The following is an 18,003-nucleotide window of genomic DNA, read 5'->3' as shown; positions in this document are numbered from 1 at the left end:
CAAATACATGAATAATTATTTAAGTACAAAAGATTACATCGTTTTCCTGATATACTTTGTCATTGTCGCAGGTTATGGATTATGGGTGTATTATCGCAAAAAGTCTGAATCTGTAGGCTCCAAGGATTATTTCCTTGCCGAAGGATCCCTGACTTGGTGGGCGATTGGAGCCTCCCTTATTGCATCCAATATTTCTGCGGAACAATTTATCGGCATGAGTGGGTCGGGCTTCAAGATGGGACTTGCTATTGCGACTTACGAGTGGATGGCGGCAATTACCCTGATTGTTGTGGCGGTGTTTTTTATTCCGGTATACCTCAAGAATAAGATCTTTACGATGCCGCAATTTCTGCACAAACGTTATAATGGTACTGTAGCCATGATTATGGCTGTCTTTTGGTTACTATTATATGTGGTGGTCAACCTGACTTCTATCCTTTACTTAGGTGCTATTGCGGTGAGCAGTATCTCTGGTATTAGCCTGGATGCCTGTATGTATGCTATTGCTATTTTTGCCGTTATCATCACACTGGGTGGTATGAAGGTGATTGGATATACGGATATTATTCAAGTGTTCTTTTTGGTGTTGGGTGGTTTGGCAACAACCTATTTGGCATTGAATCTAGTTTCAGAACATTATGGTGGTTCGGGCATATTGGAGGGCTATCACCTGATGACCGAGAAAGCTTCTGATCATTTCCATATGATCCTAGACCGTAAAAACGAGAACTACCTGGATTTACCGGGACTGACAGTTCTGATCGGTGGTATGTGGATTGTGAATCTGAACTATTGGGGTTGTAATCAGTATATCACACAGCGCGCTTTGGGAGCTGATTTGAAGACTGCACGTAACGGGATTTTGTTTGCCGCATTCTTGAAGTTGTTGATGCCGATTATCGTGGTATTGCCGGGTATTGCCGCTTATGTCATGTGGAAAGATGGCTTATTTCAAAATGAAATGATGCAACATGGTGAGGTAAATCCGGATCATGCTTACCCCGTTTTATTGAATTTGTTGCCTGCAGGACTGAAAGGGCTTTCATTTGCGGCTTTGACAGCTGCGGTCGTTGCTTCATTGGCGGGTAAAGCAAATAGTATTGCCACGATCTTTTCATTGGATATTTATAAAAAGGTATTTAATACCGAAGCTTCTGACAAGAAATTGGTCAATATTGGTAAATTGACAGTTGTTGTTGCCATGATTTTGGCTGTGATTATCGCGCCACATTTGGGTATCGACAAAAAAGGTGGATTTCAATACATCCAGGAGTATACCGGATTTGTATCACCGGGTATCTTTGCCATGTTCATCTTGGGATTTTTCTGGAAAAAGACAACATCAAATGCTGCATTATTTGCAACGATCGGTGGATTTATCTTATCCATTATTTTCAAAAAATTACCAGATTGGGCGGATCTTTCCTTCTTGGCTTCTACTGGCTTCTCTATTCCAAATCCGACAACGGGGATTTACGAAATTCCGTTTTTGGACCGAATGGGCTTTGTCTTTGCAATCTGTATCATCGGTATGATCATTATCAGTTTGATTGACAACAAACGCGGAGTAGTACCTGCCGGTCTGGAAGTAGATACAACGATGTTTAAACCACATAAAGCATTTTTGATCGGAGCATTGATTGTTGCCTTATTGGTGACAGCATTGTATTCCATCTATTGGTAATCCGATCATCAAAAAAGCAATATAGAGAGCCCATATCGACTGCAGTTGATATGGGCTCTTTGTTTTTAAAAATTTATACCGTTTTATCCTGAGGGTTTACACCAGTAGTCAGATGATTTTTAAAAAATTCCTATCTTGTCTTCAATAACTATTTAGAAAATCAACACGCTAAAAGAATAACACAGATGAAAAGAAGATATGCGCTATTTACCGTTTTTGCTGGGATGATAACAGCATTTGCGCCAGTTCAGGGGCAGGCACAACGTACCGAGAAGCCGCCATTGCATGGTAAACATTGGATGGCGATTACAGGAAAGCCTTTGGCTGCAACCGCTGGAGCCCAGTTGTTCCATCAAGGGGGCAATGCTGTTGATGCCGCTTGTGCAATGCTCGCTGCAACCTGTACCATGTGGGATGTGCTTAGCTGGGGAGGAGAGACACAGGCGCTAATCTATCATCCGAAATTAAAGAAGGTGATTGCCATCAATGCCCTCGGTGTTGCGCCGACAGGGGCAACGGTTGATTTCTTTCGGTCAAAGGGTTATGAATTTCCTCCAGAATACGGCCCTCTTGCCGCAGTTACGCCTGGCACACCGGGGGGCTTATGTTACATGCTGGCTCAATATGGCACCAAGAGTCTGGCCGAAGTGCTTGCACCAGCGCTAGAAATGGCGGCCGGTTATCCCATCGATGCACAGACAGCTAACAGTATCGAACGTGGTAAAGAGCGTATCAAAGAATGGCCATACAGCAAAAAAGTCTTCTTGGTTCATCAAGGGAAAGAAAGGGAAGCTCCCGAAGCCGGCGAAATCTTTGTACAGCAAGATCTACTGCAGACACTTTCAAAACTGGTTGAGGCCGAGAAGAAAGCTATTGCCGCCGGGAAGGATAGAAAAGCCGCTATTATGGCTGCCTACGACCGCTTTTATAAAGGAGATATCGCGGATGAATTTGTCCGTGGAAGTAAAGAACAGGGGGGCTTGATTACCAAAGAAGACCTTGCCAATTGGAAACCCATTGAAGAAGAACCTTTGCATGTCAATTATAAGGGGATAGATGTCTATAAATTACAGGAGTGGACGCAGGGACCGGCCATGCTGCAGAGTTTACAGCTGCTGAAAAATTTTGATCTAAAAGCTATGGGCTATAACTCTGCGCCCTATATACATACAATATATCAGGTCATGAATCTGGCCTTTGCAGACCGGGATTTTTATTATGGGGATCCCTATTTCAAACCTAAGGCACCTATTCAAGGTCTATTAAGTGAGTCTTATGCCAAGGGACGGGCCGCTACGATTGATCCAAAGCAGAACAATCCACAGGTTCTTCCTGGCGATCCTTATCCTTATGAAGGGAAGAAGAATCCTTTTGCCAAGCTACTTCAACAACGTAGCAAAGAATTCACTCCGGATACGGAGTCAAAAAAAGATTTTGTTCCCAAGCACGATGCGAATTCAACATCATCATTGTCATCGCTGCCGGATACAACCCTATGGGCCTCTCTGGCAACAGATAGTGTCTATATGGATCGGCTATTGCGTGGAACGACCAGTGTGGAAGCGGCAGATGCCGAAGGTTGGGTTGTTTCGATCACACCAAGTGGAGGTTGGCTACCTGCCTGTATCGCTGGAAATACTGGGGTAGGGATGAGCCAACGCTTACAAAGTTTTGTCCTCGATTCGCTGATCAATCCGTTCAATGTCGTGGCACCGGGCAAAAGACCACGTGTAACGCTTACACCCGCGCTGGCGCTAAAAGAGGGAAAACCATATCTTTCTTTTGCGGTGCAGGGTGGTGACACACAGGACCAGAATCTGTTGCAATTCTTTCTGAATACCGTGGAGTTCGGCATGACACCACAACAGGCAAGTGAGGCGCCGAATATCAATAGTAATCAACTGTGGTTATCTTTGGGTGGTACCAAAATTGGCGACCGAAAACCTCGTGCCGGAAGCTTGTTACTGGATAAACGTACTCCGAAGGAAGTTGTCGAAAAGCTTAAGACAATGGGCTATAGCATACAGCTCGGCGAACGAAACAGTGGTCCGATCAATGCGATCTATTTCGATCAGCAGCATGGTACACTCTGGGGCGGTAGTAGTAATAATGGGGAGGACTATGGAATAGGATGGTAGCCTGAACAGAAAAGTAACATCGTTTTGTTATCTCCATCGTATTTGGTATCTTACCTACTGATCAAAAGGTGATTTTTTGTTATGGAGGGTAGTGTCAATAAGTATTCGTTTGTTTTTCAACCTGATGAAGCGGGTTTAGTATTAGTGGATGGTTTAAAGCAGCAGTTGAGAGCGGCATTAGCCGAAGAGTTTCCAGATAAGGACAAAGGCTGGTACCACAGCTGCAATTCCAAAGCTCATGTGACCATCTGTGCTTTTGCCGGAAACGAGGAAACACTGGCACAGGCTATTGCAGCTTTGCAACAAACGATGCTATATGAACGTAGTCAGTACGTCTATTTTGACCATTTTTCTTCTTTCGCTGGAGGAGCTTTTTATATTGCCCCCACAGTACATGCCCGAAGTTACCTAAAGGATCGAACCCGAAAGGTGGTACATACCCTCAGCTCATTTGATCTGATCGAGATTAGTGATGAACCGCATATTTCTATTGGACGTAGATTGGAGCCGGAACGGCTCAATTTCGCAAAAAAAATATTGCGCTCGGTTGATTTGAGTTTTATGTGTGCCGGTGTGCATATCCGTCGCTTTAATCCCGACATGGGACAGTATGAGCCCGTTGATTTTGTCAAATTTGGTAATCAGTCGAAAGAAAATTCCGGGCAACTTTCATTTAAATTCTAATTATATGGCTGTTTAATTGTCTAGTAATGTAAAGCTTTTTATCTTTAGCCCTAGCAATAAAAGATATTGTCCTAATGTAAGCTATGCATCACGACGACTCCCATCATAAATCATTATCTGATATCCATGAAAGTGTGGATGTCAATCAAGGAAAATCCAAATTCAAAAAGGTACTTAGTTTTTTCGGCCCAGCCTATCTGATCAGTGTGGGGTATATGGATCCGGGCAACTGGGCGACGGACCTTGCTGGGGGAAGTCAGTTTGGCTATGCTTTGATCTGGGTCTTGCTGATGAGCAATATTATGGCACTATTGCTGCAAAACCTCTGTGCACGTTTGGGGATCGTGAGAGGTAAGGATCTGGCGCAATGTAACCGCGAGACTTACCCCAAGCGTATGAATTTTGTGCTATATGTCCTAGCCGAGATTGCTATTGCAGCCTGTGATCTGGCCGAAGTATTGGGTATGGCCATTGGTCTTAACCTGCTGTTTGGTATTGATCTACTCTGGGGGGTACTGATCAGTTTTGCCGACACCTTCCTGTTACTCTACTTACAGAAGTTAGGCATGCGCAAAATGGAACTCTTTATTATCGGTTTGATATCCATGATCGGCATGTGCTTTATGGTGGAAATGTTTTTGGCCAAGCCTGATTTCTCCGAAGTAGTCACAGGTTTTATTCCGAGCATCCCCAATAGTGCCGCGCTTTATATAGCGATTGGTATTATTGGTGCTACTGTCATGCCACACAACCTTTACCTGCATTCCGCCCTGGTACAGACCCGAAAGATTGACCGAAATGAAGTCTCCATACGAAAATCATTAAAATATAATTTTTGGGATAGTGCCATTGCATTAAATCTGGCATTCCTGGTCAATGCAGCAATATTGATCCTTGCCGCATCCGTATTTCATAAGAATGGTATGCATGATGTCGCCGAATTGGAAGACGCCTACCACCTATTGGGCAATTTACTCGGTACAGAATGGGCCTCGAAGCTATTTGCTGTGGCATTAATCCTAGCGGGTCAAAGTTCTACGGTCACGGGAACCCTGGCTGGACAGATCGTGATGGAGGGTTACCTACGGTTGCGGATCAGTCCGACACTGCGCCGGATTATCACGCGGCTTTTGGCAATTATACCCGCCGTCCTGGTGATCCTGATTTCCGGTGAAGGGCGAGTAGGGCAGTTGTTGATCTTTAGTCAGGTGATCTTGAGTATGCAGCTGGCCTTTGCGGTCATACCACTGATTCACTTTGTCAGCGACAAGGCAAAGATGGGAATCTTTGCTATAAAACCCCTGACCAAAGCTTTTGCCTGGTTGATAGCCGCTGTGATAGCCGTACTGAATTTTAAGTTGGTTTATGACGAGGTCACTGGATGGATTACTGAAGCAAACAATCTTTTTGTAACAGTGTTACTTATTCTGGGAGCCGCTGGTCTGCTCTTTCTGCTGATCATGACGGTGTTAATTCCTATTATGCGCAAATCAAAACCGATCGAGTTGGAAGTGCACCCACCATTTGAAGCTTTACATTTTGAGGACAGAGGGTCTTTCAAGAAGGTGGTAATTGCCTTAGATTATTCTAGTTCAGATCAGAAAGTGATACAGTATGCTTTGCAACTGTCAGATGCCGATACCAGCTTTGTCGTTGTCCACATTGTCGAAAGCGCCTCCGTCAAATATACAGGTGAGTCTACCGATGATTTTGAGTCACGACAAGATTTGGAACGCCTAAAGCTGTATGCTGACTTTTTATTGTCCAAAGGACATCAAACGGAATACGAACTCGGCTATAACAATCGGATCAAGAGCATTGCCGAAGTCTGCGAAAAATACCATGCAGACCTCTTGGTCGTGGGGAGCCATGGTCATACCGGAGTCAAAGACTTTGTGTTTGGTGAGACAGTAAACAAGTTGCGTCATGCTGTAAAAGTTCCGGTTTTTATCGCACAATAAGGCTTGGAGACCTATCCCAAAGAGCCACTGTCTATTCACTGTAATTTTATTGCGGAAAAAGTGTAGGGAGGGATCGCTAAGTGCTAAATAATTCTTACTTTTGCGTCATCAAATCAAGATATGAGCGACGCTATTAAACACGAGTGCGGAATCGCACTAATTCGCCTGTTAAAACCCTTATCTTATTATCAGGAAAAATATGGTACGCCATTCTATGGCATCAACAAATTGTACCTATTAATGGAAAAACAGCACAACCGTGGACAAGACGGGGCTGGAATTGCAACCATTAAATTTGATGTTAAACCTGGAAATCGTTACATTTCGCGTTACAGAGCTATGGGCTCAACTGCTGTGGCAGACATATTCGAATATGTACAGAAAAAATTTGCTTCTGTTCAGAAGGCATTTCCAGATGAGTCAAAGGATACCCAATGGTTAAAAGATAATGTCAGTTTTACTGGAGAAGTACTTTTAGGACATTTGCGCTATGGAACGCATGGAAAGAACAGTATCGAAAGCTGTCACCCATTTTTAAGACAAAACAACTGGATGTCACGCAATCTTGTTGTTGCGGGTAACTTCAACATGACCAATGTGGATGAACTTTTGCAACAATTGTATGAGTTGGGACAACATCCAAAAGAAAAAGCGGATACCGTAACCGTTTTGGAAAAAATTGGACATTTCTTAGATGATGAAAACCAGGAGCTTTTTGATCACTTCAAAAAAGAAGGGTATTCCAATGTCGAGATTAGTTCATTGATTGCCAAAAATATCGATGTCTCCAAGATCTTAAAGCGTTCAGCGAAGACTTGGGATGGGGGTTATACCATCGCTGGTATCTTTGGTCATGGCGATGCTTTCGTGATGCGTGATCCTGCGGGTATCCGTCCGGCATTCTACTATCAAGATGAAGAAATTTTAGTTGTAGCTTCCGAAAGACCAGTCATTCAGACTGCATTCAATGTGCCTATCGGTGCCGTGAAAGAAATTAAGCCGGGCCATGCCTTGATTGCTAAAAAAGATGGTACTGTGTCACAGGAAATGTTTAGACAGCCTGTTGAACAACGTTCTTGTTCTTTTGAGCGTATCTATTTCTCCCGTGGGTCAGATGCTGATATCTATAAAGAGCGTAAAGAATTGGGTAGATTATTAGTGCCACAGGTACTTGAATCTGTTAAAAGTAATATTAAGAATACCGTATTCTCTTTTATCCCCAATACGGCCGAAGTATCGTACTACGGTTTGATGGATGGTATCAATACCTACGTCAGGGATTTTCAAAAAGAGACCTTATTAAAACGTGCAGAGAAAATTTCTGACGAGGAATTGGATGAGATCTTGAGCATCAAACCTCGTTTTGAAAAACTGAATGTAAAGGATGCTAAATTGCGTACCTTCATTACACAGGACGCCGATCGTACAGATATGGTACAACATGTGTATGATACCACTTACGGCATTGTTAAAGATCATGAAGATACGATCGTTGCAATCGATGATTCCATTGTACGTGGAACGACGTTGAAGCAAAGTATCTTGACGATCTTAGATCGTTTGAATCCGAAGAAAATTGTAATCGTTTCCTCCGCACCACAAATTCGCTACCCAGATTGTTATGGTATCGATATGTCACGTATGGGTGAATTCGTTGCATTCGAAGCGGCGATCAACCTGTTGAAACAACGCGGCATGGCACATATTATTGATGAAGTGTATCAAAAATGTCTATTGTCGATGACGCAGGATGTCAATGAAATCGAAAACTATGTAAAAGCCATTTATGCGCCATTTACAGATGAAGAGATTTCCGAAGAAATTGGCCGTATCGTTAGACCTCACCATTTGAAAGCCGAACTTGAGGTGGTGTATCAAACCTTGGATAATTTGCATAAAGCATGTCCAGCACATAGCGGTGATTGGTATTTCTCCGGTGATTACCCTACTCCAGGTGGTAATAAGGTTGTTAATAAAGCCTATATGAACTGGATTGAAGGTAAAAATGTACGTGCATACTTCAGCAACTAAGTATAAAAATATCAGGAGAAGGGGGCGTTCAAAAAGGACTGCCCCCTTTTTCTTTCATCTTGTTTTTATGCTGCGAGGTCATTTTTTATATTCGAGACCCAAGGAGGTCTCTTTTATTTTTTGTATTTCCTCATACTCCTTTCCAGTCTCTTTTTTATTATTCAATTCTCAAGGGACGCTTTTACTTTTTGTACAGCTTCTTTTTTTATATATTCGTAATACGGAATTAATTATAATGACACAGCAGGCGCATCATAAGGTATTTGCTGTATTTTGCCAATATATACTTTTATGATTCAATCAACCTTTAGCCTTACTGAAATTAAGGTTTTTAACAGCGTAAATAAATAGCTCCATGAGAGGACAACTTTTCTATCTTTTTCTTCTTTTTTCAATGGTTTCCTGTGACATAGCCCATAATGTGCCCAAGGATCCTTACCCCAATTCATTTGACAAGCCAAATATCGTGAATTCCTTCGTGGATCAGAATGGGAACTTCTATCCAGACAATTGGCGCAAAACTTATGGTGAACCGCCTAAAAGCGGTGATGTCAATGCCTATTCCCTGATGAAGATCGCAACAGAAAAAGGAATTGAAAGCCAGCTGAAAGCTTTTGAGAAGACCCGAATGTTGGCTGTGGGCAGCAAAGTGAAGGCCAAAGACCGTGTATTTATATTTGTACATGGATTCAATGCGCCATCAGACGAGGTCAATGAGAGCTACGAGTATATGCGCAAATTATTGAAGCTCAATCCCAATAATGATGAAGTCGTTAAGTTTTATTGGGATGGTTTACATACAACCAATCCCTTTGGTGGCGCCAAAGTTTGGTTTTCCGCAACCTCATTCAGCCAAATGGCGGGTGAGTTTGGACTGCGTAACCTCCTGAATAGCATCAGTAATAAGAAGATTATTCTGATCTCACATAGCCGTGGTGCATCAGTCGTGTTGAGTGCTTTGAGCAGTGCAACCTTTAGTGAGAGTTTTGCCAAAGGTACGCTGGAGAACCACAACGTAGACGTCGATGGGGCAAAAAAGCTTGCTGAAAACGGCAATGACATTACCTGTATTATGCTAGCTCCAGCAATAGGGCTGGAGGACTTTAAGATAAGAGATGTCGCTAAGGGAACAGAGTCATTCTGTAACTTGAGCAAGCAAGTTAAGAAGATCCATATTACCATTAACAATACCGATGTGATGTTAAAGAAGTTTGTTGGTTTTCTGTCCAATAAATTGAAGGCTACAGATTTGGGCTATAAAGCTGATGTCTGTAATGAGTTGGTAAAGCATTACCCGATGATGAAGTATACTGATTTTACAGGTATGCAGAGCCACGATTTTAATAAATACATCCGGAACCCCAAATTCAAGGCCATGTTGAAGGCGGAGGGAATTGCCGTCAATCGTTAAGACAATGAAGCATATTTTTAAGAGTCTCTATTTTCAGGTTATCGTTGGTATATTGATCGGTATTTTCTGTGGGGTCTATTTCCCAGATTTTGCCGTTAAACTAAAGCCGCTGGGTGATGTCTTTATCAAATTGATCAAGATGGTGATAGCACCTCTGATCTTTAGTTCGATCGTGATCGGTATTGCGGGGATGCAGGACGTAAAGAAAGTAGGGAAGATTGGACTGACATCGATTATCTATTTCGAAGTCATGACCACGATTGCATTGATTATCGGTTTGATCTTTGTCAACCTGATTCAACCCGGGACAGGCATGAATGCCGATCTGGCGAGTTTGGATACATCTTCGGTATCACATTATATTACCGAGTCCCAGAAACCACACAGTTTCATGGACTTTATCATGGATATTATTCCGGAGAACGTTATAGCTTCGGTTGCCTCAGATAATATATTGCAAGTGCTGGTTTTTGCGGTGCTTTTTGGGATAGGGATGACCAAGATCGGTCAAAAAGCTGCTGAACCCGTTATCAATGTGCTGCAATCTTTTCTAAAGGTACTTTTCTCCATTATTAAGATGGTGATGTATCTGGCCCCATTGGGAGCCATGGGGGCGATGGGATTTACCATTGGAAAGTTTGGTATTCAGGCGCTGACCAAGTTGGGTATGTTGATGTTAAGTTTCTATCTAACCTGTTTTATCTTTGTCATAATTGTCATCGGGGCGGTATTACACTTCTATCTAAAGGTTAATATTTTCAAATTCCTGAAATATATCAAAGATGAGATTTTGATTGTATTGGGAACCTCTTCTTCGGAATCGGCATTGCCTGGCATTATGCAGAAAATGGAGGATGCAGGTTGTGCGAAGTCCGTGGTAGGTTTGGTGATCCCGACTGGATATTCCTTTAACCTAGATGGTACGAGTATTTACCTGACTATGGCAGCGGTATTCATTTCGCAGGCACTCAATATGCACCTGACCTTGCAGCAGGAAATTACCTTACTGTTGGTCCTGTTGCTAACCTCCAAAGGAGCTGCGGGTGTAACGGGAAGTGGTTTTGTGACCTTGGCGCTAACCTTGCCTGTAGTCGGACATGTACCTGTTGAGTCCGTGGCATTGGTGTTTGGGGTGGATCGGTTTATGAGTGAAGCAAGGGCCATCACCAATCTGATTGGCAATTCGGCAGCAACACTCGTGATTTCCAAATATGAAAATAGCCTGGATGAGGAAGTTCTCCATGAGAAACTTGGTTGATATCTTACAAAACCGGACACTCATGCTTGTCTAAACGATGTAGATCTTAAAAGAAAAGCGGGGTGTCCAACTTTTTTGGACACCCCGCTTTTCTGAATAAATTTATCTAAACTCTTGAGAGGGGATTAAGCCTCTTTTTTTGTGTTTTCAATTCCTTGGGTTAGATCCAAAGCACCATCTACTTTTTCTTCTAGAAGTGCTAGTTTGATCACCTGTGCCATTTCGGTCACATAATGGAACTGCATATCTTTGATATAATCTTCCTTGATTTCAAGGATATCTTTTTCGTTGGATTTGCAAAGGATAATATCCTTGATGTTCGCACGTTTGGCCGCAAGTATTTTTTCTTTGATACCGCCTACTGGTAATACTTTTCCACGAAGCGTAATTTCGCCAGTCATAGCCAATTTCTCTTTAACCTTACGTTGGGTAAATAGAGATGTCAGCGCAGTCAGCATCGTTACCCCAGCAGATGGACCATCCTTAGGAATAGCACCTGCAGGAACGTGGATATGGATATCCCAATGATCGAATATCCTGTAGTCGATCCCGAAATCAGCAGCATGAGCTTTTAAGTAAGCTAAAGCAATAGAAGCAGATTCTTTCATCACATCGCCAAGATTACCTGTTAGGCTCAAGCGTCCTTTACCGGGACTTAAAGAGGATTCGATAAATAAAATATCACCTCCCACAGAAGTCCAGGCCAAGCCAGTCACTACACCAGCAACATTATTGTTTTCGTAGATATCTTTATCAAAGATCGGAGCGCCTAGGATATCCACGACATCCTGATCGTTGATAGTTGGGTTATAATCTTTCTCCATGACAATACGTGTCGCAATACCACGTACGATCGAGCCAATTTTCTTTTCCAGTCCACGTACGCCGGATTCGCGGGTATAGTCTTCAATGATTTTTTCGATAATCTTACCTTTTAGTGCAACATCCTTGGCCGCCATACCGTGCATTTCACGCTGTTTGGGAAGTAGGTGTTTTTTTGCTATCTCAATCTTTTCTTCAATGGTATATCCATTGACTTCGATGATTTCCATACGGTCCAATAAAGCTGGCTGGATAGCACTTAGCGAATTGGCCGTTGCAATAAACATCACTTTAGAAAGGTCAAATTCCATTTCTACATAATGGTCGTAGAAATGTGTGTTTTGCTCCGGATCCAATACCTCTAGCAGGGCAGAAGAAGGGTCACCTTTAAAATCTGCACTCATTTTATCGATCTCATCTAGGATAAAGACCGGATTGGCAGCTCCTGCTTTTTTCAACGATTGGATAATACGGCCGGGCATTGCACCGATGTACGTCTTACGGTGGCCTCTGATTTCGGCTTCGTCGCGCACACCACCCAAGGCCATACGTGTATATTTACGACCCAATGCTTTGGCTATAGATCTTCCCAAAGAGGTTTTACCAACTCCTGGAGGGCCGACCAAACAAAGGATAGGGGCTTTCATATCATTTTTTAATTTCAATACTGCAAGGTATTCAATGATACGTTTTTTGACTTTTTCCAACCCATAGTGATCCTTGTCCAAGACTTTTTGTGCTTTATTTAAGTCAAAATTATCTTTGGTCGTTTCATTCCATGGAAGATCAAGAAGCAGTTCAAGATAGTTTAACTGAACAGAATAATCTGCCGCAGCTGGATTGATACGTGATAGCTTTTCAAGTTCCTTGTTAAAATGTTTTTCGACATCAAGGCCCCATTTTTTTGTTTTACCACGCTTTTTAAGCTCTTCCAGCTCCAGGTCAGGTGTATTTCCGCCAAGCTCTTCCTGGATGGTTTTCAATTGTTGGTTCAAGAAATAATCCCGTTGTTGCTTGTCTAGGTCGACCCGCACCTTATTCTGGATCTGATGTTTCAGTTCCAGCATCTGGATTTCCAACGTCAACAATTCCAACAAGAGCTTTGCACGGTTTTCGACCTTTGGAATTTGAAGAAGCTCTTGTTTTTTGATCATTTCGACATTGATGTTAGACGAAATAAAATTGATCAGAAAAGAAGGGCTTTCAATATTTTTGATTGCGATACCGGCTTCGCTGGGTAGATTGGGTGAAAGCTGAATAATCTGCAATGCCATTTCCTTCAAGGTGGATATTGTGGCCTTGAAATGTTTAGTCATTTTTGGTTTTGCCTCGTTGAATTTCTCGACACGCGCCTTGAGATAAGGTTCAGTTTCTAAGATCTCCACTAGGTTGAAACGTTGCTTTCCCTGGATGATGACCGTGGTGTTTCCATCAGGCATCTGGAGCACTTTGATAATATGGGCAACAGTACCCACTTTATTCAACTCCTCAAACCCAGGGTCCTCTACTGTCATATCCTTTTGGGAGACCACACCAATTGTTTTGCTGCCCTTATAGGCTTCTTTAACCAATTTGATGGATTTATCCCTTCCTACAGTGATCGGAATGACGACACCGGGAAATAATACGGTATTACGTAAAGGCAAAATAGATAGTGCTTCTGGAATTTCAGCATTTGCCATATCGTCTTCATCCTGCTGTGTCAATAGGGGGAAGAATTCTGTGTCTTCCGTAACGATTGGAATAGCCTGACTGAAATCAAAAGTTTCGAATTTGCTCATAGTGTTTATTTTGTGTATTTGGCAGTCGCTGACATGTTGTCGGCAGACCTTCAAATTTTAAGCTTCAAATATTGTTTCCCCTATATTGCAAGGGAAGTGCCAATTGCTAAAAGGTAGCAAAATTACTAATCTATTTTCTAGAATATGAAAAAAAGGCAGGTTAAATAAAATTTATCTGCCATTTGTTGGATAAATAGGCATAATAATTGTAATATTGGAATGTGAAAGAATAAACGATGGCAGATTCTTGCGAGGGGTGAAGCAATAAGATTATTTTTTCTAGGGATAATAAACGATCAATATTGATCATTAATAAGGTATATTGAAAAAACGTAACTATTTAGATATGAACTTAAAATCACTTAAATTAGGTTTGTTCACAGGAGTTTTTGCTTTGGTTGCACTTAGCGCCAATGCACAACAAAAACAAGCTGAGCATAGCAATGCCAATGTGAGAATGGGCCAAAAAGCTCTTTTGGATGGTGACTTCAAAAATGCAGAATCATACTTGACAAAAGCTTTACCACAGGAAGGCAAAGATCCGGATGTCTTGTATATGTTGGGTTACTCCCAATTTCAAAATGGTGATTATAAAAAGTCAGCTGAAACTTTCGGAAAGGTTGTCGCATTAAGCCCTAAAAATGCAAATGCATTATACTTTAAAGCGAAAGCGAACAATACACTTGCAGTTCAAACAAACAAAGTGTCTGCGGCAAACAAAGAACAGCTGTTGCGCGTAGCGATTGAAGATTATTCAAAAGCCATCACAATCACTCCTACTGACTCTAAATTTTATCAAAATAGAGCAGTTGCAAACCGCGATTTGGGTATTTTGATCGGTACTGCTGGTACGCCTAACTACAACAAAGCAATGGCTACAGATGCTTATAATAATGCGATCAAGGATTATGAAAAAGTATTGAGTTTTGATTCTTCTAAAAAAGATATTCAAACAGAAGTCAAAAAAGCAAAAGTATATAGAGATAACCTGAAATAGGCTTACCTATAGAACAGATAAAAAAGGGAAATTCAACTGAGTTTCCCTTTTTTTGTGCAATTACCCGTCCTGCTCTTTTTATTCTTCATGCTATCCCAATGGCTTCCGATGGTTTTCCTGATGAGATTGATTCGCTCTCCAGTCTGTCTTTGACAAATTTGCAAACGAAATACTTCGCAATACTGTTCTTTTATTGAATCAACAGGAATTTAGTATATGGAAACGAATCGATTGTCTGCAGAAATGCAGGATATTTTAATCAGTCAAATGACAAAAGAAGCCGAAGCTGCACAAATTTATCTGGCTTTGGGTGTATGGGCCGATGATCAGGGTTATGGTGGGATCGCCAATTTCTTATATAGACATGCCCAGGAGGAACGGAATCATATGACCAAAATTATGGGGTACATACTGGAAAGAGGGGGGCGTCCCCGGATTCAGGCCATTTCAGCACCGCCAGCAGATCCGAAAACCTTAACCGAGTGTTTCCAACGGGTATTTAAACATGAGGTAGATAATACCGAAGCGATTTATAATATCGTCAATCTGTCTATGGAGCAGAAAGATTGGGCGACATGGAACTTTGCACAATGGTTTGTCAAAGAACAGATTGAAGAAGAGAAACTTGCTCTTGAGCTGATCGATAAATTAAAGATAGCAGGTGGAGATCGGGCTTCAGACGAATCGTTATTTGCATTAGATTCCTCATTGGAAAGCATGCCTGACGATGTGCCTTTGGCACGGGAAGGCACAGCAGATGATCCTAAATAGAAAGGGAATTGTATAAAAATAATGTCCGAGTTCATTAAGAACTCGGACATTATTTTTTAGATTGAAGCCTAAAAATATTATTCAGCCCATTTGCCGAAAGCTACATTTTTGGAAAGCTCCGGAAGGCTATTTTTTTATGCTGAGTGGAAGGTAGATTCCAAAAGTAACATTCCTACCCATATTATAAACACCATAAGTGGGGTTCTCCTGCGATAATCTTCCCGGACGTAGTCTGCTCAAAGCATCATAATAGCGCTTGTTAGTAAGATTAGATGCAGCCGCGTACAGCTTCACTTGTTGTTTTCCTAAGTGCAGGGTAGTACCTATTCCAGCATTGATCAGTGAATACGAATCTGCAGCCGTTTCAAAAGTTTCGTCAACGCGATTCTGTTTAAAATAATTGTCTAAACCTACCGATACATAAAAAGCATGTAATCCATTTATCTTGGGCTCGAGACGTAGTGTGTTATGTAAAACACCTGCCGGAATCAATGCCAATGGCCTGTCAAAGGTCCTGTTTTGTGCATGAGTATAGGTAAAGGTGTTGTCCAAGTGTACCCAGTTCAGTGGATGGAAGTTTAGACTTCCCTCAAAACCATAAAGATTGGCGTTCACCTGACCATAGCGATAGACATCGTAGGTCTGTTCATTATTGTCCTCATCAATGATGGTTTTTGTGTCGCCCTTTTTTGTTGAAGCATAGATAAAATTATGAATATAATTTTCATAGATCCCGATACTACCGGTGACGATGCTATGTCCAAATTCGAGGGTTGCATCCGCTTGGAAACTACGTTCAGCTTTGAGGTTCTCATTGCCGATTTCGTAGCGTGATGTACCTTCGTGTACACCGTTAGAACCTAATTCTGCTGGATTGGGCGCTCTAAAAGCCGATCCTGCATTTGCTTTGAAGTTGAAATCCTCGCTGAAACTATGTGTGAAACCTAAAGCACCGCTAATATTGCTGAATTTATTTTTAAAACCCGGGAACTGCTCCTCATCATCAACTAAAAGTTGTTTGCCCTTGCTATTGACATAATCGTAGCGTAGTCCCATATTGAAGGTGTTATCACCCCAGGTTTTTTTTGCATAGCCAAAAGCACCTAATTCGATCTGGTCATAAGCAGGGATTAGAAATTCAACGCCCTTGTTTACACTATGCTCTTGACTGGCGCTAATGCCAACGACATGCTGCCAACCGTTTCTTTCAGCTAGGTAATATTTCGCATCAAGAGAGTAGGTATTTAAATCAAAAAATAACGAGGGTGTTGCTTCCTCAAGTTCGCGACGTTGATTTTTCTGGTAGCCCAGGTCCAGTTTTAAATTTCCTGAACCGATCACAAAATTATTATTGAGCGCGAGCTTATAATGGCGGATATCCTGTTTGGGGAAATCCAATGTCCGGCTTTTGGATGTATTGTATAACGGATCTCCGGGGTCGGCATCGTAAAAACCAATGTTATTTTTGAGGTAGGAAAAATTAAGGTGTGAATACCCCCATTGTTTATTTAAACCCAGCATTCCACTGAAGCTGGTATTATTAAAACTGCTATTCATATAGCGTCCAGCTGGTGTATTGTAGGAATATGCATTTTGATAAGATCCACGTCCGCGCCATACAAAGCCGTTTTCATTGCCTGTAAGCATCAGTGAATTATTGGTCAGTCCATTGTTGGTTGAATAATTGGATAGCAGCTCGCCTTTTATTTCGCCTGCAGTGGGGACGCTGGGCTCGAGGATATTGATAACACCACCGATGGCATCAGATCCGTACATCAGTGAAGCTGCTCCCCGAAGTACCTCTACCCGGTCGGGCTGGTTTTGGTCGATCTCGATACCATGTTCGTCGCCCCATTGTTGCCCCATTTGCTTCACGCCATCATTGACGGTGACAACACGGTTATAACCAAGACCGCGGATGACTGGTTTGGAAATGCCCTGTCCTGTTGTAATCTGACTTAAACCAGGTACCTGGCGGGCTAGCGCGTCGATCAGATTTGTCGCACCACCCTGTAATTCGTCTTTGGAGATAACAGAGACAGAGGTACTGTTGCGACGGCTTTGTGCAGTCACGAGCGTACCTGTAACCACCACTTCATTTGTCTCGATTATACTTTCAGTCAGTGCAAAATCGACCGATACATCCGCTGATGTCAGATCTATCGTTTTGATCAGCGATTGGTAACCAATAAAACGTACTTCGACAAGATAACGTCCACTCGAGGGCAGTGATTTGAACGTATAACGCCCCTGTTGGTCTGAAGAGGTACTCGAACGGAGTTGGAGCAAAGATATGGTCGCTCCAGCGATCGGTTGATTTGTTTTTGCATCTGTCACTTTACCCGATATAGTAGCGGCGTTGACAGAGAATAGAAGGAAATAGCAGACAAGCATACATATGCCGCCTTTAATTTTGAGTTTCATCTGTAAATATTTTTATGCCATCTGTCGATGGAGCCTATCCA

General features: G+C 42.2%; 11 protein-coding genes. 9 read left to right on the top strand and 2 right to left on the bottom strand.

From position 1 onward, the window contains the following. The first annotated feature begins 7 nt into the window (after nt 1–7). From OGI71_RS14220 to dctA, 7 genes are all read left to right on the top strand, one after another. A complete protein-coding gene (locus tag OGI71_RS14220) occupies nt 8–1,684 on the top strand; it encodes a sodium/sugar symporter (RefSeq protein WP_282249788.1) in 1,677 nt (558 codons plus the stop codon). A 185-nt stretch (nt 1,685–1,869) separates the two neighbouring features. Further along, entirely contained in the window at nt 1,870–3,822 is a 1,953-nt protein-coding gene (locus OGI71_RS14215; RefSeq protein WP_282249786.1) for a gamma-glutamyltransferase, read from the top strand. A gap of 81 nt (nt 3,823–3,903) precedes the next feature. Beyond that, on the top strand, nt 3,904–4,506 hold the full coding sequence (locus tag OGI71_RS14210; RefSeq protein WP_282249785.1) for a 2'-5' RNA ligase family protein: 603 nt from the start codon (nt 3,904–3,906) through the stop codon (nt 4,504–4,506). A gap of 83 nt (nt 4,507–4,589) precedes the next feature. Next, nucleotides 4,590–6,467, top strand: a complete 1,878-nt coding sequence (locus OGI71_RS14205) for an Nramp family divalent metal transporter (protein WP_282249784.1) — start codon at nt 4,590–4,592, stop codon at nt 6,465–6,467. A gap of 120 nt (nt 6,468–6,587) precedes the next feature. Then, nucleotides 6,588–8,498, top strand: a complete 1,911-nt coding sequence (locus OGI71_RS14200; protein ID WP_223583468.1) for an amidophosphoribosyltransferase — start codon at nt 6,588–6,590, stop codon at nt 8,496–8,498. A 355-nt stretch (nt 8,499–8,853) separates the two neighbouring features. Beyond that, nucleotides 8,854–9,909, top strand: coding sequence for an alpha/beta hydrolase (locus OGI71_RS14195; protein ID WP_282249783.1), 1,056 nt, complete (start codon nt 8,854–8,856; stop codon nt 9,907–9,909). 4 nt (nt 9,910–9,913) lie between these two features. Further along, a complete protein-coding gene (gene dctA / locus OGI71_RS14190) occupies nt 9,914–11,167 on the top strand; it encodes a C4-dicarboxylate transporter DctA (protein ID WP_282249782.1) in 1,254 nt (417 codons plus the stop codon). Between the two features lie 125 nt (nt 11,168–11,292). On the opposite strand, the gene lon is transcribed toward dctA, so the two are convergent. Next, the gene (lon, locus tag OGI71_RS14185; RefSeq protein ID WP_282249781.1) at nt 11,293–13,770 is read right to left on the bottom strand and encodes an endopeptidase La; all 2,478 of its coding nucleotides are present in this window, start codon (nt 13,768–13,770) and stop codon (nt 11,293–11,295) included. Between the two features lie 346 nt (nt 13,771–14,116). On the opposite strand from lon, the gene OGI71_RS14180 reads away from it, so the two are divergent. Together OGI71_RS14180 and OGI71_RS14175 are read left to right on the top strand one after the other, a co-directional pair. Further along, complete coding sequence (locus tag OGI71_RS14180) at nt 14,117–14,767, top strand: tetratricopeptide repeat protein (protein ID WP_282249779.1); 651 nt, start codon at nt 14,117–14,119, stop codon at nt 14,765–14,767. 216 nt (nt 14,768–14,983) lie between these two features. Then, entirely contained in the window at nt 14,984–15,538 is a 555-nt protein-coding gene (locus OGI71_RS14175) for a ferritin (protein WP_282249778.1), read from the top strand. 126 nt (nt 15,539–15,664) lie between these two features. On the opposite strand, the gene OGI71_RS14170 is transcribed toward OGI71_RS14175, so the two are convergent. Beyond that, a complete protein-coding gene (locus OGI71_RS14170) occupies nt 15,665–17,962 on the bottom strand; it encodes a TonB-dependent receptor (RefSeq protein WP_282249776.1) in 2,298 nt (765 codons plus the stop codon). Nucleotides 17,963–18,003 lie beyond the last annotated feature (41 nt).

Origin of the sequence: Sphingobacterium sp. ML3W, from assembly GCF_029542085.1 — a bacterium.
Classification (GTDB): Bacteria; Bacteroidota; Bacteroidia; order Sphingobacteriales; family Sphingobacteriaceae; genus Sphingobacterium.
The sequence above is the reverse complement of the archived record's forward strand: the minus strand, read 5'-3'. Positions and strand labels throughout refer to the sequence as shown.

What these genes read in the sequence shown, in the direction of transcription:
- OGI71_RS14220 (WP_282249788.1), top strand. Translation starts at nt 8, where the DNA reads ATGAATAATTATTTAAGTACAAAAGATTACATCGTTTTCCTGATATAC.
- OGI71_RS14215 (WP_282249786.1), top strand. Translation starts at nt 1,870, where the DNA reads ATGAAAAGAAGATATGCGCTATTTACCGTTTTTGCTGGGATGATAACA.
- OGI71_RS14210 (WP_282249785.1), top strand. Translation starts at nt 3,904, where the DNA reads ATGGAGGGTAGTGTCAATAAGTATTCGTTTGTTTTTCAACCTGATGAA.
- OGI71_RS14205 (WP_282249784.1), top strand. Translation starts at nt 4,590, where the DNA reads ATGCATCACGACGACTCCCATCATAAATCATTATCTGATATCCATGAA.
- OGI71_RS14200 (WP_223583468.1), top strand. Translation starts at nt 6,588, where the DNA reads ATGAGCGACGCTATTAAACACGAGTGCGGAATCGCACTAATTCGCCTG.
- OGI71_RS14195 (WP_282249783.1), top strand. Translation starts at nt 8,854, where the DNA reads ATGAGAGGACAACTTTTCTATCTTTTTCTTCTTTTTTCAATGGTTTCC.
- dctA (WP_282249782.1), top strand. Translation starts at nt 9,914, where the DNA reads ATGAAGCATATTTTTAAGAGTCTCTATTTTCAGGTTATCGTTGGTATA.
- lon (WP_282249781.1), bottom strand. Translation starts at nt 13,770, where the DNA reads ATGAGCAAATTCGAAACTTTTGATTTCAGTCAGGCTATTCCAATCGTT.
- OGI71_RS14180 (WP_282249779.1), top strand. Translation starts at nt 14,117, where the DNA reads ATGAACTTAAAATCACTTAAATTAGGTTTGTTCACAGGAGTTTTTGCT.
- OGI71_RS14175 (WP_282249778.1), top strand. Translation starts at nt 14,984, where the DNA reads ATGGAAACGAATCGATTGTCTGCAGAAATGCAGGATATTTTAATCAGT.
- OGI71_RS14170 (WP_282249776.1), bottom strand. Translation starts at nt 17,962, where the DNA reads ATGAAACTCAAAATTAAAGGCGGCATATGTATGCTTGTCTGCTATTTC.